The following is a 15,384-nucleotide window of genomic DNA, read 5'->3' as shown; positions in this document are numbered from 1 at the left end:
GACCCGATTCGGGCATGCGCACACAGCATCCGGTCGTTTACTGGAGGATAAAAATGAAAAAGTGGCTTATGGTTTTCGCCGCCCTGTTGCCGTTAACCGGCATGGCAAACATGTTGAATAACACCAACAATCCTAATCAACCTGGCTATAACCCCAGCCAGCAGCGAATGCAAACGCAGATGCTCAATCAGTCGCAGCAACAGCAGAATAAACTGCAGCAGGACCAGCAGCGTCAGAACCAGGATTTACAGCGGAAATTGCAGGAACAGCGGGACAGTGCCCAGCAGCGCGTAATTAAATCGCAGCCGGGCCAGCAGCAGAATCAACAGACTCAACAGAATGCGTATTAACTAAAATCGGGGCCAATCAGGTCGATGCTGTCGGTACAGATGGCATCGACGCCCCATTTCAGCAGCGTTCTGGCCCGGTCAGGGCTGTTGACGGTGTAAACCAGAATACGCAGATCGGCCTCTTTTAGCTCTGCCACCCGCGCTTCGGTTAAAACCTTGTGATTCAGATGAATTGAGGTGCAGTCCAGCGCGCGAGTTTTCTCTTTCCATGCCGTATCCCAACTGTGAGATAACAGCCCACGCGGTAGCTGAGGCTCAGCCTGCATAGCGGCTTCCAGCGCCGCATACGAAAAAGAAGAAAGCAGCGGCAAGGTTTGCCCCTGCCATAGCGTTGCCGCCGCCTGAGCGATAGCGCGCCCGGTTTCCGCGTCCGTTCCTGTTGTGGGTTTAATTTCGATGTTTGCCATCATGCCATGCTGACGGCAGCGTTCTGCCACCTCATCCAGCCGGGCCAGTTTTTCGCCCTGGAAGACGTCACTAAACCAACTGCCAGCATCGAGTTGCGACAGTTTGTCCCATGGCAGCTCACCGGCAACGCCCCAGCCGTTACTGGTGCGATCTAACGTATCGTCATGCAGCAGGAAGATGTGCGCATCGGCCGACAATTTGGCGTCAAATTCAATCATAAGATGGCCATATTTTGCCCCCACATCAATCGCCGCAAGGGTATTTTCCGGGGCGACTTTGCCACCGCCACGATGGGCGACGATCGACGGATAAGGCCACAGTTTTTTGCTCATTCCAGACGTTTCCCGTGCGTTGAATCGAAGAAATGTAGCGACCCTACAGGCAGATGTAACCATAAGGTACTGCCTGCTTCAGGGCGCTCGCTGTGTGGCAAGCGTACCACTAAACGCGCCTCACCGATGCGGCCGTGTGCCAGATTATCCGCGCCCAACATTTCCAGGGTTTCCACCCGGAACGGAATGCCGCCCTGCTCCTGGCTGCTGATCTGAATATGTTCGGGTCGGACGCCCAGTACCACAGGACGATTGGCCCACTTCGCTTTCCCCTCGCCAACGGCGATGCCGTAAGAGGCATCAACCGTAAAGCGTGAGCCATCCTGGCTGATATTGCCATGGATCAGATTCATGGCCGGTGAACCCATAAATGAAGCCACAAACTGGCTTGCTGGTCGTTCATAGACCTCAACCGGTGTGCCGATCTGCTCAAGAATCCCTTTATTCATGACCATAACGCGCTGGGCCAGCGTCATCGCCTCTACCTGATCGTGCGTCACGTATAAGCTCGTGGTCTGCAAACGACGATGCAACTGCTGAAGCTCCAGCCGCATCTGAACACGCAGGCGGGCATCAAGGTTAGAGAGTGGCTCATCAAACAGAAAGACGGCTGGCTCGCGCACAATGGCACGTCCCATGGCAACGCGCTGGCGCTGCCCACCGGATAACTCGCGTGGACGGCGCGTCAGCAGATGATCCAGCTCCAGGCTCCGCGCGGCTTCCAGCACCCGTTGACGAACCTGTTCTTTGCTCATGCCGCGAATTTTCAGGCCATAGGCCATATTCTCTTCGACGGACATATGGGGATAGAGCGCATAGTTTTGGAACACCATGGCAATGCCGCGATCTTTCGGCTCTTCATGGGTCACGCGTTTATCGGCTATATAGATATCACCAGAGGTTACCCGTTCGAGTCCGGCGACCATACGCAACAGCGTGGATTTGCCGCAGCCGGAGGGGCCAACCATAACCATAAACTCACCGTCATTAATCGTGACGTTGAGTGGTTGGATGATCTGATTTTTACCGTCGTAAGACTTGGTCACCGCCTGAAGGGTTACGCCTGCCATCTCTATTTCTCGCTCTCAACCAGACCACGCACAAAGGCGCGCTGCATAACAAATACCACCACCACCGGTGGAATCAGGGTTAATAACATTGCCGCCATCACTTCGTTCCACTGGGTCGGCGAACCACTGGTGGAGATCATGCTTTTGATCCCGGCCACGGCGGTGCCCAGGTTTGCGTTATCGATAATTAACAGGGGCCAGAGATACTGGTTCCAGCCGTAGATAAAGGTGATAACGAACAGCGCCGCCAGGTTGGTTTTCGACAGGGGCAGCACAATGTCCCAGAAAAAACGCATCGCGCTGGCACCGTCAATGCGCGCCGCTTCGATTAACTCATCCGGTAGCGACATAAAAAACTGCCGAAACAGAAAGGTGGCGGTGGCCGAGGCCATCAGTGGCAGAGTCAGCCCGCTGTAGCTGTCCAGCAGGTTGAGATCGGCAATAACCTGCACTGTCGGGAAAATACGCACTTCGACCGGCAGCATCAGGGTGATAAAGATCATCCAGAAGAACAGTGAGCGCAGCGGAAAACGAAACCACACCAGCGCAAAGGCCGACAGAATCGACACCAGGATTTTGCCAATGGTGATCCCCAGCGCCATGATGACGCTGTTCATCAGCATCACACTAAAGGCCGGGCCGTTGCCGTTAACGCCGCGCGTCCAGATGTGCGAAATGTTTTCCCACAGGTGCGTGCCGGGAATCAGCGTCATCGGGACGTTATACACGGCGTCGTTATCCAGGGTTGCCGCCACAAAGGCAACATAGAGCGGAAACAGGATGGTCAGGATGCCGAGCACCAGCACCACATGGCTGAAAATGTCCAGCCCGCGACGATTTTCAATCATTGGTATTGCACCTTACGCTCAACGAAGCGGAACTGAATGACCGTCAGGCCAATAACCAGCAGCATTAACACCACGGACTGTGCCGCTGAAGAGGAGAGATCCAGGCCGGTAAAACCTTCCCGATAAATTTTATAGATAAGCGTCGTCGTCGCCTGTACCGGGCCACCGCCTGTCGCGGCATCAATGACCGGGAAAGTATCGAAGAAGGCATAAATCAGGTTGACCACCAGCAGGAAGAAACTCACGGGCGTGATCAACGGCAGCGAAATCGAGAAGAAGCGACGCACCGGGCCTGCACCATCAATGGCGGCGGCTTCAACCAGTGACTTCGGTATCGACTGTAATGCGGCGAAAAAGAACAGGAAGTTGTAGCTCATCTGTTGCCACACCGAGGCCAGCACCACCAGAAACATGGCCTGTCCGCTGTTCTGAGCAAAGTTCCAGTTATAACCCATATGGTTAAGCAGATAGCTTAATAAACCCAGACCGGGGCTGAACAGGAACATCCACAACACGGCAGCAATAACCGGCGCCACCGCGTAGGGCAGCAACAGCAGCATCTGATAGAGCTTACGCAGGCGCACCACGTAGTCCACCAGCGCGGCCAGCAGTAACGATGACACCATGCCAAAGAAAGCCACCATGCCGCTAAACTTGATGGTGGTCCAGAAGGTATCCAGATAAAGACCGTCGGCAAACAGCCGTTTGAAGTTGTCCAGCCCGACAAAGGTACTGGAGATACCGAAGGGATCAAGATTTTGCAGGGAATACCACAGGGCTTCACCGGCCGGCCAGACAAAGAAAATAGCGGTGATCAAGAGCTGCGGCAGCACCAGAAAATAGGGTAACAGTCGATTGCGAAACACCGGGCGAGAGGGAGACATAGCGTTCTCTGACTTTTAAGGAAAAAAGGCCAGCCGCAGCTGGCCCTGCAGAACGGATTACTTATTCTGTTGCTCGAAACGACGCAGCAGTTCGTTACCACGCTTCACTGCACTATCCAGCGCGGCCTGCGGCGACTGCTTGCCGGTCCAGACGCCTTCCAGCTCTTCATCCAGGATGGTACGGATCTGCGGCATATTCCCCAGACGCATGCCTTTGGTATAAGGCAATGGCGGCTTGTTCATCATCTGGCGAATCGCAATATCGGCACCTGGGTTTTTCTCGTAGAAGCCTTCTTTCTTCGTCAGCTCATAAGCGGCAGTGGTAATCGGCAAGTAGCCGGTTTTCTGATGCCATTCCGCCGCAATTTTTGGCTCGGTGAGGAATTTCATAAATTCCGCTGCGCCTTTATAGGTATTGGCATCTTTGCCCTTCATGACCCACAAGCTGGCGCCGCCGATAATGGCGTTCTGCGGTGCATTCGGGATATCCGCATCGTAAGGCATCATGCCGACGCCGTAGTTAAATTTGGCGTAATGGCGAATATCCGCCAGCGAGCCCGATGAGGCCGTGGTCATGCCACAGTCACCGTTATAGAACTTGGCGGTCGATTCGTCTTTACGACCAAAATAGGTGAAGTCCCCTTTCTTGTTCATATCTTCCAGTAGCTGGATATGACGAACCTGAGCCGGTTTGTTGAACTCCAGTACCGCATCGGTGCCGTCGAAACCGTTGTTTTTGGTGGCAACCGGCAGGCCGTTCCAGGCGCTGAAGTTTTCAATCTGAATCCAGCCCTGCCAGCCGCTGGCATAACCGCAACTCATGCCGGATTTACGCAGTGCGGCCGCATCCTTAGCCAGTTCCTGCCAGGTTTTGGGAGCCTGGTCCGGATTCAAACCTGCTTTTTTAAACGCATCTTTGTTGTAGTACAGCACCGGCGTGGAGCTGTTGAAGGGCTGAGAGATCAGCTGGCCTTGTGCGTTGCTGTAGTAGCCGGCGACCGCAGGGACAAACTGCTTCTCATCCATTGGGATGCCAGCATCTTTGAACACCTGGTACACCGGCACGATGGCTTTGGAGGCCATCATCGTGGCGGTGCCCACTTCATAAACCTGTAACAGGGCCGGGGCTTTTCCTGTGCGGACCGCAGCGATACCAGCCGCCAGACTTTGTTCGTAGTTCCCTTTGTACACCGGGACGATTTTGTAGTCCGGGTGTTCCTGGTTAAAACGTTGCGCCAGTGAGTCAACCTCTTTGCCTAACTCGCCTTCCATTGAGTGCCAGAAAGGGATCTCAGTAGCGGCCATTGCATTACCACTGATCGCCAGACCGAGCAGTGCGCTCATCAGGCTACGACGAAAAGTAACAACGGACATAGAATTTTCCTGTTCAGGTAGGTACGCGCGTTATCACGCATTTTTTGCTCGCGAAGTAACATGACACGCTGAAATGACGGAAAAATAACAGTCAGATGACGGAAAAATGACAGCGGAATGTCAGAAGATGACAGGGATAAGCGGGATTAATGCATGAGGACGATACGACGAGGGCAGGAAAGTTGAGCCAGATAACTGAAGTGTGACAGCGCCCCACCCTCGAACCCCAAAAAAGCGATAACGAGAGTGAGCGCTGCCCGGCATGCGCCTGGCCTGAGAGCCAGGCCTGCCACCTATGCGCCCAGATATGCGCTGCGCACGGCCTCATTGGAAAGTAACGCCTCGCCGCTGTCCTCCAGCACCACGTGACCGTTTTCCAGCACGTAACCCCGATCGGCCAGTTTCAGAGCCTGGTTAGCATTCTGCTCTACCAGGAAAATCGTCATGCCTTCGCTGCGTAACTGCTCAATCGTATCGAATATTTGCTGAATAATAATCGGCGCCAGGCCCAGGGAAGGCTCATCCAGTAACAGCAGGCGCGGTTGACTCATCAGTGCCCGGCCAATCGCCAGCATCTGCTGTTCGCCACCCGACATGGTGCCTGCCCGCTGAATTTTACGCTCAGCCAGACGCGGAAACAGCGTATACACCCGTTCGATGCGTTGCAGATACTGCTGGCGGCTGGCAAAAAAACCGCCCATTGCCAGATTCTCTTCCACGGTCATGCGTGAAAACACGCGGCGTCCTTCGGGCACGATGGCAATGGCTTCGCGCATAATCCGCGCCGTTTGCCAGTCGGTGATGGCTTTGCCGTCAAAAGTGATGGTGCCGCTGGTCGCACGCGGTTCACCGCATAACGTGCCCAGCAGCGTGGTTTTGCCCGCCCCGTTTGCACCAATCAGCGTCACAATTTCACCCTGGTCAATATGCAGGCTAACGCCGTGCAGGGCCTGGATTTTTCCGTAATGCGCACTGACGTTATCAATGGTTAACATGGCCATATTACGCCTCTCCTAAATAGGCACGGATCACATCCGGGTTATTACGAATCTCTTCCGGTGTGCCGTTAGCCAGCGGCGTTCCCTGATTCACCACATAGATACGATCGGAAATCCCCATGACCAGCTTCATATCGTGTTCAATCAACAACACGGAAACCTTATGCTCACCACGTAGCTCGGCAATCAACTCATCCAGCTCGTGCGTCTCTCGCGGGTTAAGCCCGGCAGCCGGCTCATCCAGCATTAAAATCTCCGGGCGCGTCACCATGCAGCGGGCAATCTCCAGTCGGCGCTGCTGACCATAGGCCAGATTACCGGCCTGACGATTGGCCATGTCCAGCAAGCCGACGCGCTCAAGCCAGGTGGCAGCACGATCCAGCGCGTCGCCTTCACTGCGGCGAAAAGCAGGCGTTTTAATCAGGCCCGAAAAGACGCCGCTTTTCAGATGCTGATGCTGCGCGACCAGCAGATTTTCAATCACCGTCATTTCGCGGAACAGACGTACGTGCTGGAACGTACGCACAATCCCCATGCGGGCGATCTTCTGCCCGGATAAACCGGCCAGATTCTTGTCACGCAGCGTAATGCTGCCGCCAGTGGGCTTGTAGAAGCCGGTCAGGCAGTTGAAGACGGTGGTTTTACCCGCGCCGTTTGGCCCGATAAGCGACACGATTTCCTGGGGCCGCAGTTCCAGCTTTACGTTGTTCACGGCTAACAGACCGCCGAAGCGCATCATCAGGCCCTCAACGGCTAACAAAGGCTGACTCATGCCTGCTCTCCTTGTTTACCCTGCCTGAGTTTCAGGTGCGGACGCTTCATGGGCAGTAAGCCCTGTGGACGCCAGATCATCATCAGCACCATCAATCCACCCAATACCAGCATGCTGTACTCATTGAGATCACGCATCAGTTCACGTGAAACCACCAGCAAAATGGCGGCCAGAATAACGGCGAACTGCGATCCCATCCCGCCCAGCACGACGATGGCTAAGACAAAAGCAGATTCGACGAAGGTAAAAGATTCCGGGCTGACAAATCCCTGACGGGCAGCAAACAGCGTACCGGCAAACCCCGCAAAGGCAGCACTGATGGTAAAGGCCGTGAGTTTAATACGGGTCGGGCTTAAACCCAGCGAGCGACAGGCAATCTCATCTTCACGCAATGCTTCCCAGGCCCGGCCGAGCGGCATACGCAGCAGGCGGTTAATCACAAACAGCGTCAGCACCACCAACAGTAATGCCACCAGATACAGGAAAATCACCCTGTCGCTGGGATCGTATTTCATGCCAAAGACGTCGTGAAACGTGCCCCATCCACCTTCACTGACGCGGCGGCCAAACTCCAGGCCAAAAAACGTGGGTTTGGGAATCTGGGCAATACCGTTCGGCCCACCGGTAATCGCGGTATTATTCAGCAGCAGGATACGGACGATTTCGCCGAAGCCGAGCGTCACAATCGCCAGATAATCACCACGCAACCGCAACACCGGGAACCCCAGCAGCAGACCAAACGCGGCGGCCACTAAACCAGCCAGCGGCAGGCTCTGCCAGAAACCGAAACCATAGTAATGATTGAGCAGGGCAAAGGTATAAGCGCCTATCGCGTAGAACCCGCCGTAACCCAGAACCAGCAGCCCTGACAGCCCAACCACCACGTTCAACCCCAGGCCCAGCATGATGTAGATGAGCGTCAGCGTCGCGATATCAACGCTGCCGCGTGAGACCAGGAACGGCCAGATAACGGCGGCGGCGATCATCAATGCCATGACGAGCTTTTGCTTTGGCGTGGAACCATCAAAGCCGGGCAGCACCAGGCCGCCGCTGCGTTTCAGCTTGCCCTGAAACAGCGGGCGCAGCAGCTGGAACAGGAAGACCACCGCACAACCGATAAATATCCAGTTCCAGCGCACGCTACCGGCATTCACCACCTGCAGCTTCGTACCATTCAGATCGAGGCGCATTCCCATAAAGAACGCGGCCAGAACCAGCAGCATGACCGTAGAGATCAGTGCATTGACCAGACCAAGGCGTTTCATACTTTCTCTACCTCCGGACGGCCCAGAATGCCGGTCGGCATCACCAGCAGCACCACAATCAGTAAGGCAAACGACACCACATCTTTATATTCGGTTGAGAGATAAGCCGAGGTCAGGGCTTCAGCAATGCCCAGCACCAGACCGCCAATCATCGCGCCGGGAATACTGCCAATGCCGCCCAGTACCGCTGCGGTAAAGGCTTTCATGCCTGCCATAAAGCCGATAAACGGGTTGATCGAGCCATAAAACTGGCCTAACAGCACACCGGCCACTGCCGCCATCGCCGCACCAATCACGAAGGTGAGCGATATCACGCGGTCCGTGTTAATCCCCAGCAGGCTGGCCATTTTCAGGTCTTCAGCACAGGCCCGGCAGGCGCGGCCCATGCGGGAATAGCGAATAAACAAGGTCAGCGCCAGCATGGTCAGGAACGTCACCACCCAGATCACCACCTGCATGGTCGACAGCGTGGCCGCAAAACCATTGCTTTCTCCCAGCGTCCACTGGCCGGTAATGAGACTCGGCAGCGCAAGATCGCGTGAGCCCTGGGTCAGGCTGACATAGTTTTGCAGGAAGATAGACATCCCGATGGCGGAGATCAGGGCAATGAGGCGCTTGGAGGAGCGGACCGGCCGGTAAGCCACCCGCTCAATGCTCCAGCCATAGGCGCTGGAAATAATCACCGCCATCACAAAACCGGCGGCAATCATCAGCCATGTGGTATCAATGCCCATCATCATCAGGGCGGCAATCACGATAAAAGAGACATAGCTGCCGATCATATAGACCTCGCCGTGGGCGAAGTTGATCATGCCGATAATGCCGTAAACCATGGTGTAGCCAATGGCGATCAGCGCGTAGGTGCTCCCGAGGGTTACCCCGTTGAACATCTGCTGAATGAAATAGAGAAACTGCTCGGACATAGTGAGGACCTACTCTGGAACCAGAAAACCCCTCTCCTGCCAGCAGAAGAGGGTTAGCAAGGCGAAGGCGGCACGACAGCGTGCGCATGGCCTTCGCCTGCTTCCCCGATCACCGGTCACGGGGAAGAGTCATTGCCTTATTTAACAGCGGTAGACGAACCGTCTTTGTGCCATTTGAAGACACCAAATTCAAAGCCCTTCAGATCGCCTTTCTGATCCCAGCTCAGGTCGCCCATCACCGTTGGAACAGGTGCGCCGGTTTTCAGGTTCTTCGCAATCGCATCGGGTTCATCGCTCTTGCTGCGCTCGATGCCGGTGACCAGAGACTGGATAGCCGCATAGGTGGTCCAGACGAAAGGTCCGGTAGGATCTTTACGGTTAGACGCGGTGTTGGCTTTAATGGCTTCAACAATCGCCTTGTTCTGTGGCAGCTGGTCGTAACGTTTTGGTAATGTGACGTACAGCCCTTCAGACGCATCGCCCGCGATGTTAGACAGCGAGGCATTGCCCACGCCTTCTGGTCCCATAAAGCCGGCCTTCAGGCCTGCGGCTTTAGCCTGGCGCAGAATCTGGCCCAGCTCCGGGTAGTAACCGCCGTAATAAACGAAATCCACGTTTTCTTTCTTCAGACGGGCAACCAGGGTAGAAAAATCTTTATCGCCTGCGGTGATCCCTTCAAACATCACCACGTTGCCACCTTTGGCTTTCAGGGTTTTCTGGACGGATTCCGCCAGGCCCTGTCCGTACTGCTGTTTGTCATGCACAACAGCGATACGTTTTGGTTTAATCACATCCAGGATGTAGTTCGCTGCGGTTGGGCCCTGATCAGAATCCAGACCGGTGGTGCGCATCACGTCTGCATAACCCCGTGCGGTCAGTTCAGGTGCCGTGGCGGCCGGGGTAATCATCAGCACGCCTTCGTCATTGTAGATGTCTGAAGCAGGCTGCGTTGAGGAAGAACACAGGTGTCCGATGACATATTTAATGCCGTCGTTAATCACCTTGTTGGCCACTGCAACCGCTTGTTTTGGGTCACAGGCATCGTCATATTCCACACCGACCAGTTTGTCGCCGTTTACGCCACCTTTGGCATTAATATCTTTAATCGCCTGTGCAGCGCCGGTAAATTCCATATCACCATACTGCGCGACCGGGCCAGTAGCGGCACCTACGATAGCTATTTTAATATCTTTCGCCATTGCCGCATGGCTCATCGCCAATGCAACGCATCCTGCCAGTAACGCGCGACCTGTCATTTTCATGCGAACTACCCCATCAGTTATGTCGTGTTTGTTGTGAGTGGTGTTATTTTCTGCCAGATAAAGTGGAAAACTGATTTAACAATAATGAGTTAGCACGCTTTTCTGGCTTTTATTAGTAATAAGGCTTTATATTTCAGACTATTAAACAGGAAGTATATTCTGTAAAGCAACTGACATATTCATGATTCGCAATGTTAAGCAGCATAATCATCTGGAGGCAATGCACAGCTTTTGCTTACCAGGCCAGCGCGTTATGCTGTCTTTAAAATCGGAATACCTGTTTATCACTATTATCCTGGCACTCGGTCGCGGTTTTGACCTGTTTTATTGCTTAAAATGTGTCGGGGTTCCGGTTACGGGAATTGACTACATTATCGGCTTTTTACACATACAGGTGTTTGTTATGAAGCTCACCATTATGCGTCTGACCTCGCTGACGCAGCAGGACCGGACAGACCTGGGGAAGATCTGGCCTGAAAGGGATATTGCGCAGTTGGAGGCGTCGTTAAATGAAAGCCATCGTCTTTACGCCGCGCGCTTCAACGATCGTTTGCTGGCGGCATTGCAGTTAGAAATTTCAGGGATTCATGGCAAGGTGCATCATCTGACGGTAAGAGAGGCCACCAAACGGCGTGGTGTCGGTCAGTATCTCCTGGAAGAAACGATGCAGCAGAATCCATCGCTGAACGACTGGTGGATTGCCGATGACGGCAGTGACGATCAACGCATCCGGGCGGCGTTTATGCAGGCGTGTGGTTTTCGTGCGCAGGTTGACGGCTGGGTGAAATAGCGCAGGCAGTAAAAAGGGCGACCTGAGGTCGCCCTGTCTCGTCAGGCTTCGATCGCCATTCGGAGTTTTTTCATCGCGTTCTTTTCAAGCTGTCGGACGCGCTCTGCGGAAACGCCGTAACGATCGGCCAGTTCCTGCAGGGTCGTTTTGTTGTCCTCATCCAGCCAGCGGGCACGGATAATATGCTGGCTGCGCTCGTCCAGGCCTTCCATTGCGTATGTCAGCTTATCGGCCGCATGGGATTCCCAGTTATCCTCTTCAATGCCGTCGGCAAAATCAGAAGTTTTATCCTGGAGATACAGCACCGGGGCCATGGATTTGCCTTCGCCGCTTTCATCGTCAGCGGACATATCAAAGGTCATATCCTGAGCCGCCATGCGCGATTCCATTTCTCGCACATCTTTGCTGCTTACGCCCAGCTCACGCGCGACCATTTCCACTTCATCCTGATTAAACCAGCCCAGACGCTGCTTGGTTTTACGCAGGTTAAAGAACAGCTTACGCTGTGCCTTGGTGGTCGCCACTTTCACGATACGCCAGTTACGCAGCACGTATTCGTGAATTTCCGCTTTGATCCAGTGAACGGCAAAGGACACCAGACGGACGCCAACTTCAGGATTAAAGCGACGAACGGCTTTCATCAAGCCGATGTTACCTTCCTGAATCAGGTCAGCCTGAGGCAGGCCGTAGCCTGAGTAGTTACGAGCGATATGAACAACAAAGCGTAGGTGAGACAGGATCAGCGTCTTTGCCGCATCCAGATCGCCCTGGTAATGCAGCCGTTCAGCCAACGCCTTTTCCTCTTCTGCCGACAACATCGGCCAGGTATTGGCAGCCCGAACATAAGATTCCAGGTTGCCCAGAGGAGCAATAGCTAAAGTTTGCATTTCTTTGGTCATTCAAACCCTCACAAAATCAGTGGAATTGCCGCATCTTTCCTTAAGCGCACGTCACATTATGTCAACGTCGCAGGAAAACCAAAAGCAATCTGTGCTACTTGGAAAACAAAGTTATCCACAAGTTCAATTATAGCAGTGTATATTTTACACACAGATGACAGCGGGGCAACATCCTCTGCACCCATTGTCGGCAGCAGAGGATGATTATAACAAAAAAATGTTGCAGCAGTTTACTGGGGCGTAAATCGGCGTAAATGTTGTACCGTCGCCAGCCAGGCCGCAATCCATCCGATGATGGCCGCAATCAGCAGCAGCAGCAGCGCCTCATCCCAGGAAAAACCTTCCAGAGAGAATGTCGTGCCAAACACCGAGGCAACATGCGCGACGACGGACTGCAGACGCAGGACCAACACTTCAGACAGAATCAGCGATAATACCGCCCCGGTGAAACCTAATAACGCACCGCCATACAGGAACGGACGCAGGATAAACCCATCGGTGGCACCGATCAGCTTCTGTACGTTGATGGTATCGCGCCGGGCAAAAATGCTCAGCCTGACGCTGTTGCCAATCACCAGGAACACCGCCACGATCATTAAGATACCGATCATGGAGGCAATTTGTCCCACCAGCCCGGTCAGGGCCGCAAGACGGGCGAACCAACTGTCATCCATGCGTACTTCGTCTACGCCCTGCACTTTTGCCACCCTGTCGCGCAGGGTTTGCAGGGTGTCGGAATTCTGGAAGTTTAGCTTAGGCGTAATAATGACAACGGCCGGCAGAGGATTCTGCTCCAGCATATCCATCGCGCCACCAAAGCCTGACCAGTTACGGAATTCGTTCAGGGCCTCTTCACGCGTCAGATAGTTAACGTGCTCCACGCCATCGACCTGCTTTAGCTGAGCCGTCACATTTTCCGCCGCGGTGTCGTCCAGGGTTTTAGAGAGATAAACCGTAAGCTGCGGAGCCGGATACCATTGCGTGGCGGCCTGGCTGACGTTTTTCCACACCATATAACACACGCTGGGCAGCGTCAGAGAAATGGCGATAACCATCACCGTCAGCAACGTCGCCAGTGGCTGACGCCACATGTCAGACAACGTACCGCGCAGCGCATAGCGCCACTGCTCCTGCATGCCGCCGCGTAACGCTTTGCTTTTCGACGGTTGCTTCGCCTTCGGCGCTGTCGCGCGTTTATTGCGTTTATTGACCATCGTGGCCTCCGTGCAGGCGTCCTTTGTTCAGCGTCATCACCCGATAATTTCGGCGACCGATAAGCGCCACATCATGTGTCGCCATCAAGACCGTCACCCCAACGCGATTAAACTCTTCAAACAGCCGCAGAATGTCTTCAGACAGGGCCTCATCAAGGTTACCCGTCGGTTCATCCGCCAGCAGTACCGCAGGTTTATTCACGACGGCACGCGCAATGCCGACGCGCTGCTGTTCACCACCAGAAAGTTGAATAGGATAACTTTTCGCTTTGTCGAGCAGGCCCACTTTGTCTAAGGCCGCGGAAACACGACGCCGGATATCCTCACCGCTGGCCCCGGATATGATCAACGGAATCGCCACGTTGTCGTACACGGAACGATCCATCAGCAGGTGGTGATCCTGAAAGATCATCCCAATCTGACGGCGCAGAAACGGCACCTCGCTGTTACGCAGACGTGAAATATCATGCCCGCTAAACCAGATTTGTCCGGCGCTGGGACGTTCAATGCCACAAATCAGCTTCAGCAAGGTACTTTTCCCTGCGCCAGAATGGCCGGTCAGAAACGCCATTTCACCAGGACGCAGATGAAAATCCACTCCCTGCAGCGCCTGACGTCCGCCGAGATATGCCTTACTGACCTCTTCAAAGCGAATCATCCTAATTAGTCCTCTCGGGCAAACAGTGCCTCAATAAAATCCTCGGCCTTGAAGGGCCGTAAATCTTCGATGCCTTCTCCAACACCGATATAACGGATAGGTATGCCAAACTGATCCGCCACCGAGAAAATCACGCCACCTTTGGCCGTGCCATCCAGTTTCGTCAGGGTAATGCCGGTCAGACCGACGGCTTCATTGAACAGTTTGGCCTGGCTGATGGCATTCTGCCCGGTGCTGGCATCAATTGTCAGCATGACTTCATGCGGCGCCTGCTCATCCAGCTTTTTCATCACGCGTGTGATTTTCTTCAGCTCTTCCATCAGGTGCGATTTGTTTTGCAAACGCCCCGCGGTGTCGGCGATTAAGACGTCAACGCCACGGGATTTGGCAGCCTGAATGGCGTCGAAAATCACCGAGGCAGAATCCGCGCCGGTGTGCTGCGCCACCACAGGAATGTTGTTGCGCTGGCCCCATACCTGAAGCTGTTCAACGGCTGCCGCACGGAAGGTATCGCCCGCCGCCAGCATGACCGACTTCCCTTCAGCCTGATACTGACGAGCCAGCTTACCGATGGTGGTGGTTTTACCCACACCGTTCACGCCGACCATCAAAATGACGAACGGGGTTTTACCTTCAAGGTTGAGCGGTGCTTCGACTTTCGCCAGAATCCCGGCCATCTCGCTTTTCAGCAGGCCATAAAGCGCCTCTGCATCGCGAAGCTGTTTACGATCGGCCTGCTGCGTCAGGCTGGTAATAATGCGGCGCGTCGTTTCAACCCCCACATCCGCAATCAGCAGTTGCTCTTCCAGCTCTTCGAAAAGCTCATCATCGATCTTCTTGCCACGAAACAGGCCGATAAAACCCGAGCCCAGGTTCTGGCGGGTTTTCACCAGGCTACGTTTCAGGCGGGCAAAGAAGCCTTCTTTCGTCGGACGATCCTGCTCCTGCGTCACTAGCGGCGCGGCGGCCAGGGGAAGATCGCTGACGGTATCGGTAGGTTCTGCCTGACCCGCATGGTGAGGCGCTTCCTCAACGGCATCCGCGCCCGCTAAAGCCAGCGCGGTCAGTTCGTCGTCGCTCAGCGGTGCGTCGTCTGCCACAGGGGCAGGTTCTGACATTACAGTTTCAGGCTCGTGAGGCGTAACCTCAACGATATCCGCATCGGCCAGCGCCAGCGCGGTCAGTTCGTCGTCGCTCAGCGGTGCGTCGTCTGCCACAGGGGCAGGTTCTGACGCCACAGTTTCAGGCTCGTGAGGCGCGACCTCAACGATATCCGCATCGGCCAGCGCCAGCGCGGTCAGTTCGTCGTCGCTCAGCGGTGCGTCGTCTGCCACAGG

The 15,384-nt window shown here is 54.6% G+C and carries 16 protein-coding genes; 2 read left to right on the top strand and 14 right to left on the bottom strand.

What is annotated here, in order from left to right; genetic code table 11:
• Positions 1-53: 53 nt before the first annotated feature.
• Complete coding sequence (locus NR177_RS16145; protein WP_145394631.1) at positions 54-350, top strand: DUF2756 domain-containing protein; 297 nt, start codon at positions 54-56, stop codon at positions 348-350.
• Here NR177_RS16145 and ugpQ read toward each other — a convergent pair.
• The 10 genes from ugpQ to NR177_RS16095 form a co-directional block, all read right to left on the bottom strand.
• The gene (ugpQ, locus tag NR177_RS16140) at positions 347-1,090 is read right to left on the bottom strand and encodes a glycerophosphodiester phosphodiesterase (RefSeq protein WP_256853236.1); all 744 of its coding nucleotides are present in this window, start codon (positions 1,088-1,090) and stop codon (positions 347-349) included. The two genes, NR177_RS16145 and ugpQ, sit on opposite strands and share 4 nt — an antisense overlap.
• Positions 1,087-2,160, bottom strand: coding sequence for a sn-glycerol-3-phosphate import ATP-binding protein UgpC (locus tag NR177_RS16135; protein WP_256853235.1), 1,074 nt, complete (start codon positions 2,158-2,160; stop codon positions 1,087-1,089). Before NR177_RS16135 ends, ugpQ begins: the two co-directional genes overlap by 4 nt.
• Before the next feature lie 2 nt (positions 2,161-2,162).
• Positions 2,163-3,008, bottom strand: coding sequence for a sn-glycerol-3-phosphate ABC transporter permease UgpE (ugpE, locus tag NR177_RS16130; RefSeq protein WP_063877548.1), 846 nt, complete (start codon positions 3,006-3,008; stop codon positions 2,163-2,165).
• A complete protein-coding gene (gene ugpA / locus NR177_RS16125; protein ID WP_063877549.1) occupies positions 3,005-3,892 on the bottom strand; it encodes a sn-glycerol-3-phosphate ABC transporter permease UgpA in 888 nt (295 codons plus the stop codon). The genes ugpE and ugpA overlap by 4 nt, the downstream gene beginning before the upstream one ends.
• 57 nt (positions 3,893-3,949) lie before the next feature.
• Positions 3,950-5,266: a sn-glycerol-3-phosphate ABC transporter substrate-binding protein UgpB gene (gene ugpB / locus NR177_RS16120; protein ID WP_063877550.1), complete on the bottom strand. Its 1,317-nt coding sequence runs from the start codon at positions 5,264-5,266 to the stop codon at positions 3,950-3,952.
• 293 nt (positions 5,267-5,559) lie between these two features.
• A complete protein-coding gene (livF, locus tag NR177_RS16115) occupies positions 5,560-6,267 on the bottom strand; it encodes a high-affinity branched-chain amino acid ABC transporter ATP-binding protein LivF (RefSeq protein WP_063877551.1) in 708 nt (235 codons plus the stop codon).
• Position 6,268: 1 nt separating this feature from the next.
• Positions 6,269-7,036 (bottom strand): high-affinity branched-chain amino acid ABC transporter ATP-binding protein LivG, encoded by a 768-nt coding sequence (gene livG / locus NR177_RS16110; RefSeq protein ID WP_063877552.1) that lies wholly within the window; start codon positions 7,034-7,036, stop codon positions 6,269-6,271.
• Positions 7,033-8,301, bottom strand: coding sequence for a high-affinity branched-chain amino acid ABC transporter permease LivM (locus NR177_RS16105; RefSeq protein ID WP_063877553.1), 1,269 nt, complete (start codon positions 8,299-8,301; stop codon positions 7,033-7,035). The genes livG and NR177_RS16105 overlap by 4 nt, the downstream gene beginning before the upstream one ends.
• Positions 8,298-9,224, bottom strand: a complete 927-nt coding sequence (gene livH / locus NR177_RS16100) for a high-affinity branched-chain amino acid ABC transporter permease LivH (RefSeq protein ID WP_063877554.1) — start codon at positions 9,222-9,224, stop codon at positions 8,298-8,300. Before livH ends, NR177_RS16105 begins: the two co-directional genes overlap by 4 nt.
• Before the next feature lie 137 nt (positions 9,225-9,361).
• Positions 9,362-10,486, bottom strand: coding sequence for a branched-chain amino acid ABC transporter substrate-binding protein (locus NR177_RS16095; protein ID WP_063877555.1), 1,125 nt, complete (start codon positions 10,484-10,486; stop codon positions 9,362-9,364).
• Positions 10,487-10,889: 403 nt separating this feature from the next.
• Between NR177_RS16095 and panM the strand changes: the two genes are divergently transcribed.
• Positions 10,890-11,276, top strand: a complete 387-nt coding sequence (gene panM, locus NR177_RS16090) for an aspartate 1-decarboxylase autocleavage activator PanM (RefSeq protein ID WP_063881050.1) — start codon at positions 10,890-10,892, stop codon at positions 11,274-11,276.
• Positions 11,277-11,317: 41 nt separating this feature from the next.
• Here the strand turns inward: panM and rpoH are convergent, their stop codons facing one another.
• From rpoH to ftsY, 4 genes are all read right to left on the bottom strand, one after another.
• Complete coding sequence (rpoH, locus tag NR177_RS16085; protein WP_013027559.1) at positions 11,318-12,175, bottom strand: RNA polymerase sigma factor RpoH; 858 nt, start codon at positions 12,173-12,175, stop codon at positions 11,318-11,320.
• A gap of 230 nt (positions 12,176-12,405) precedes the next feature.
• On the bottom strand, positions 12,406-13,389 hold the full coding sequence (gene ftsX / locus NR177_RS16080; protein ID WP_063877556.1) for a permease-like cell division protein FtsX: 984 nt from the start codon (positions 13,387-13,389) through the stop codon (positions 12,406-12,408).
• Positions 13,379-14,047 carry a cell division ATP-binding protein FtsE gene (gene ftsE / locus NR177_RS16075; RefSeq protein WP_063877557.1) on the bottom strand — a complete coding sequence of 223 codons (669 nt, stop codon included), beginning with the start codon at positions 14,045-14,047 and terminating at the stop codon, positions 13,379-13,381. Before ftsE ends, ftsX begins: the two co-directional genes overlap by 11 nt.
• Before the next feature lie 5 nt (positions 14,048-14,052).
• On the bottom strand, positions 14,053-15,384 hold a 1,332-nt coding region (gene ftsY / locus NR177_RS16070; RefSeq protein WP_256853234.1), incomplete at its 5' end, for a signal recognition particle-docking protein FtsY.

It is taken from the genome of Pantoea sp. Fr+CA_20 (assembly GCF_024520835.1).
Taxonomy (GTDB): Bacteria; Pseudomonadota; Gammaproteobacteria; order Enterobacterales; family Enterobacteriaceae; genus Pantoea; species Pantoea allii.
This window is presented reverse-complemented; position numbering and strand designations above follow the sequence as displayed.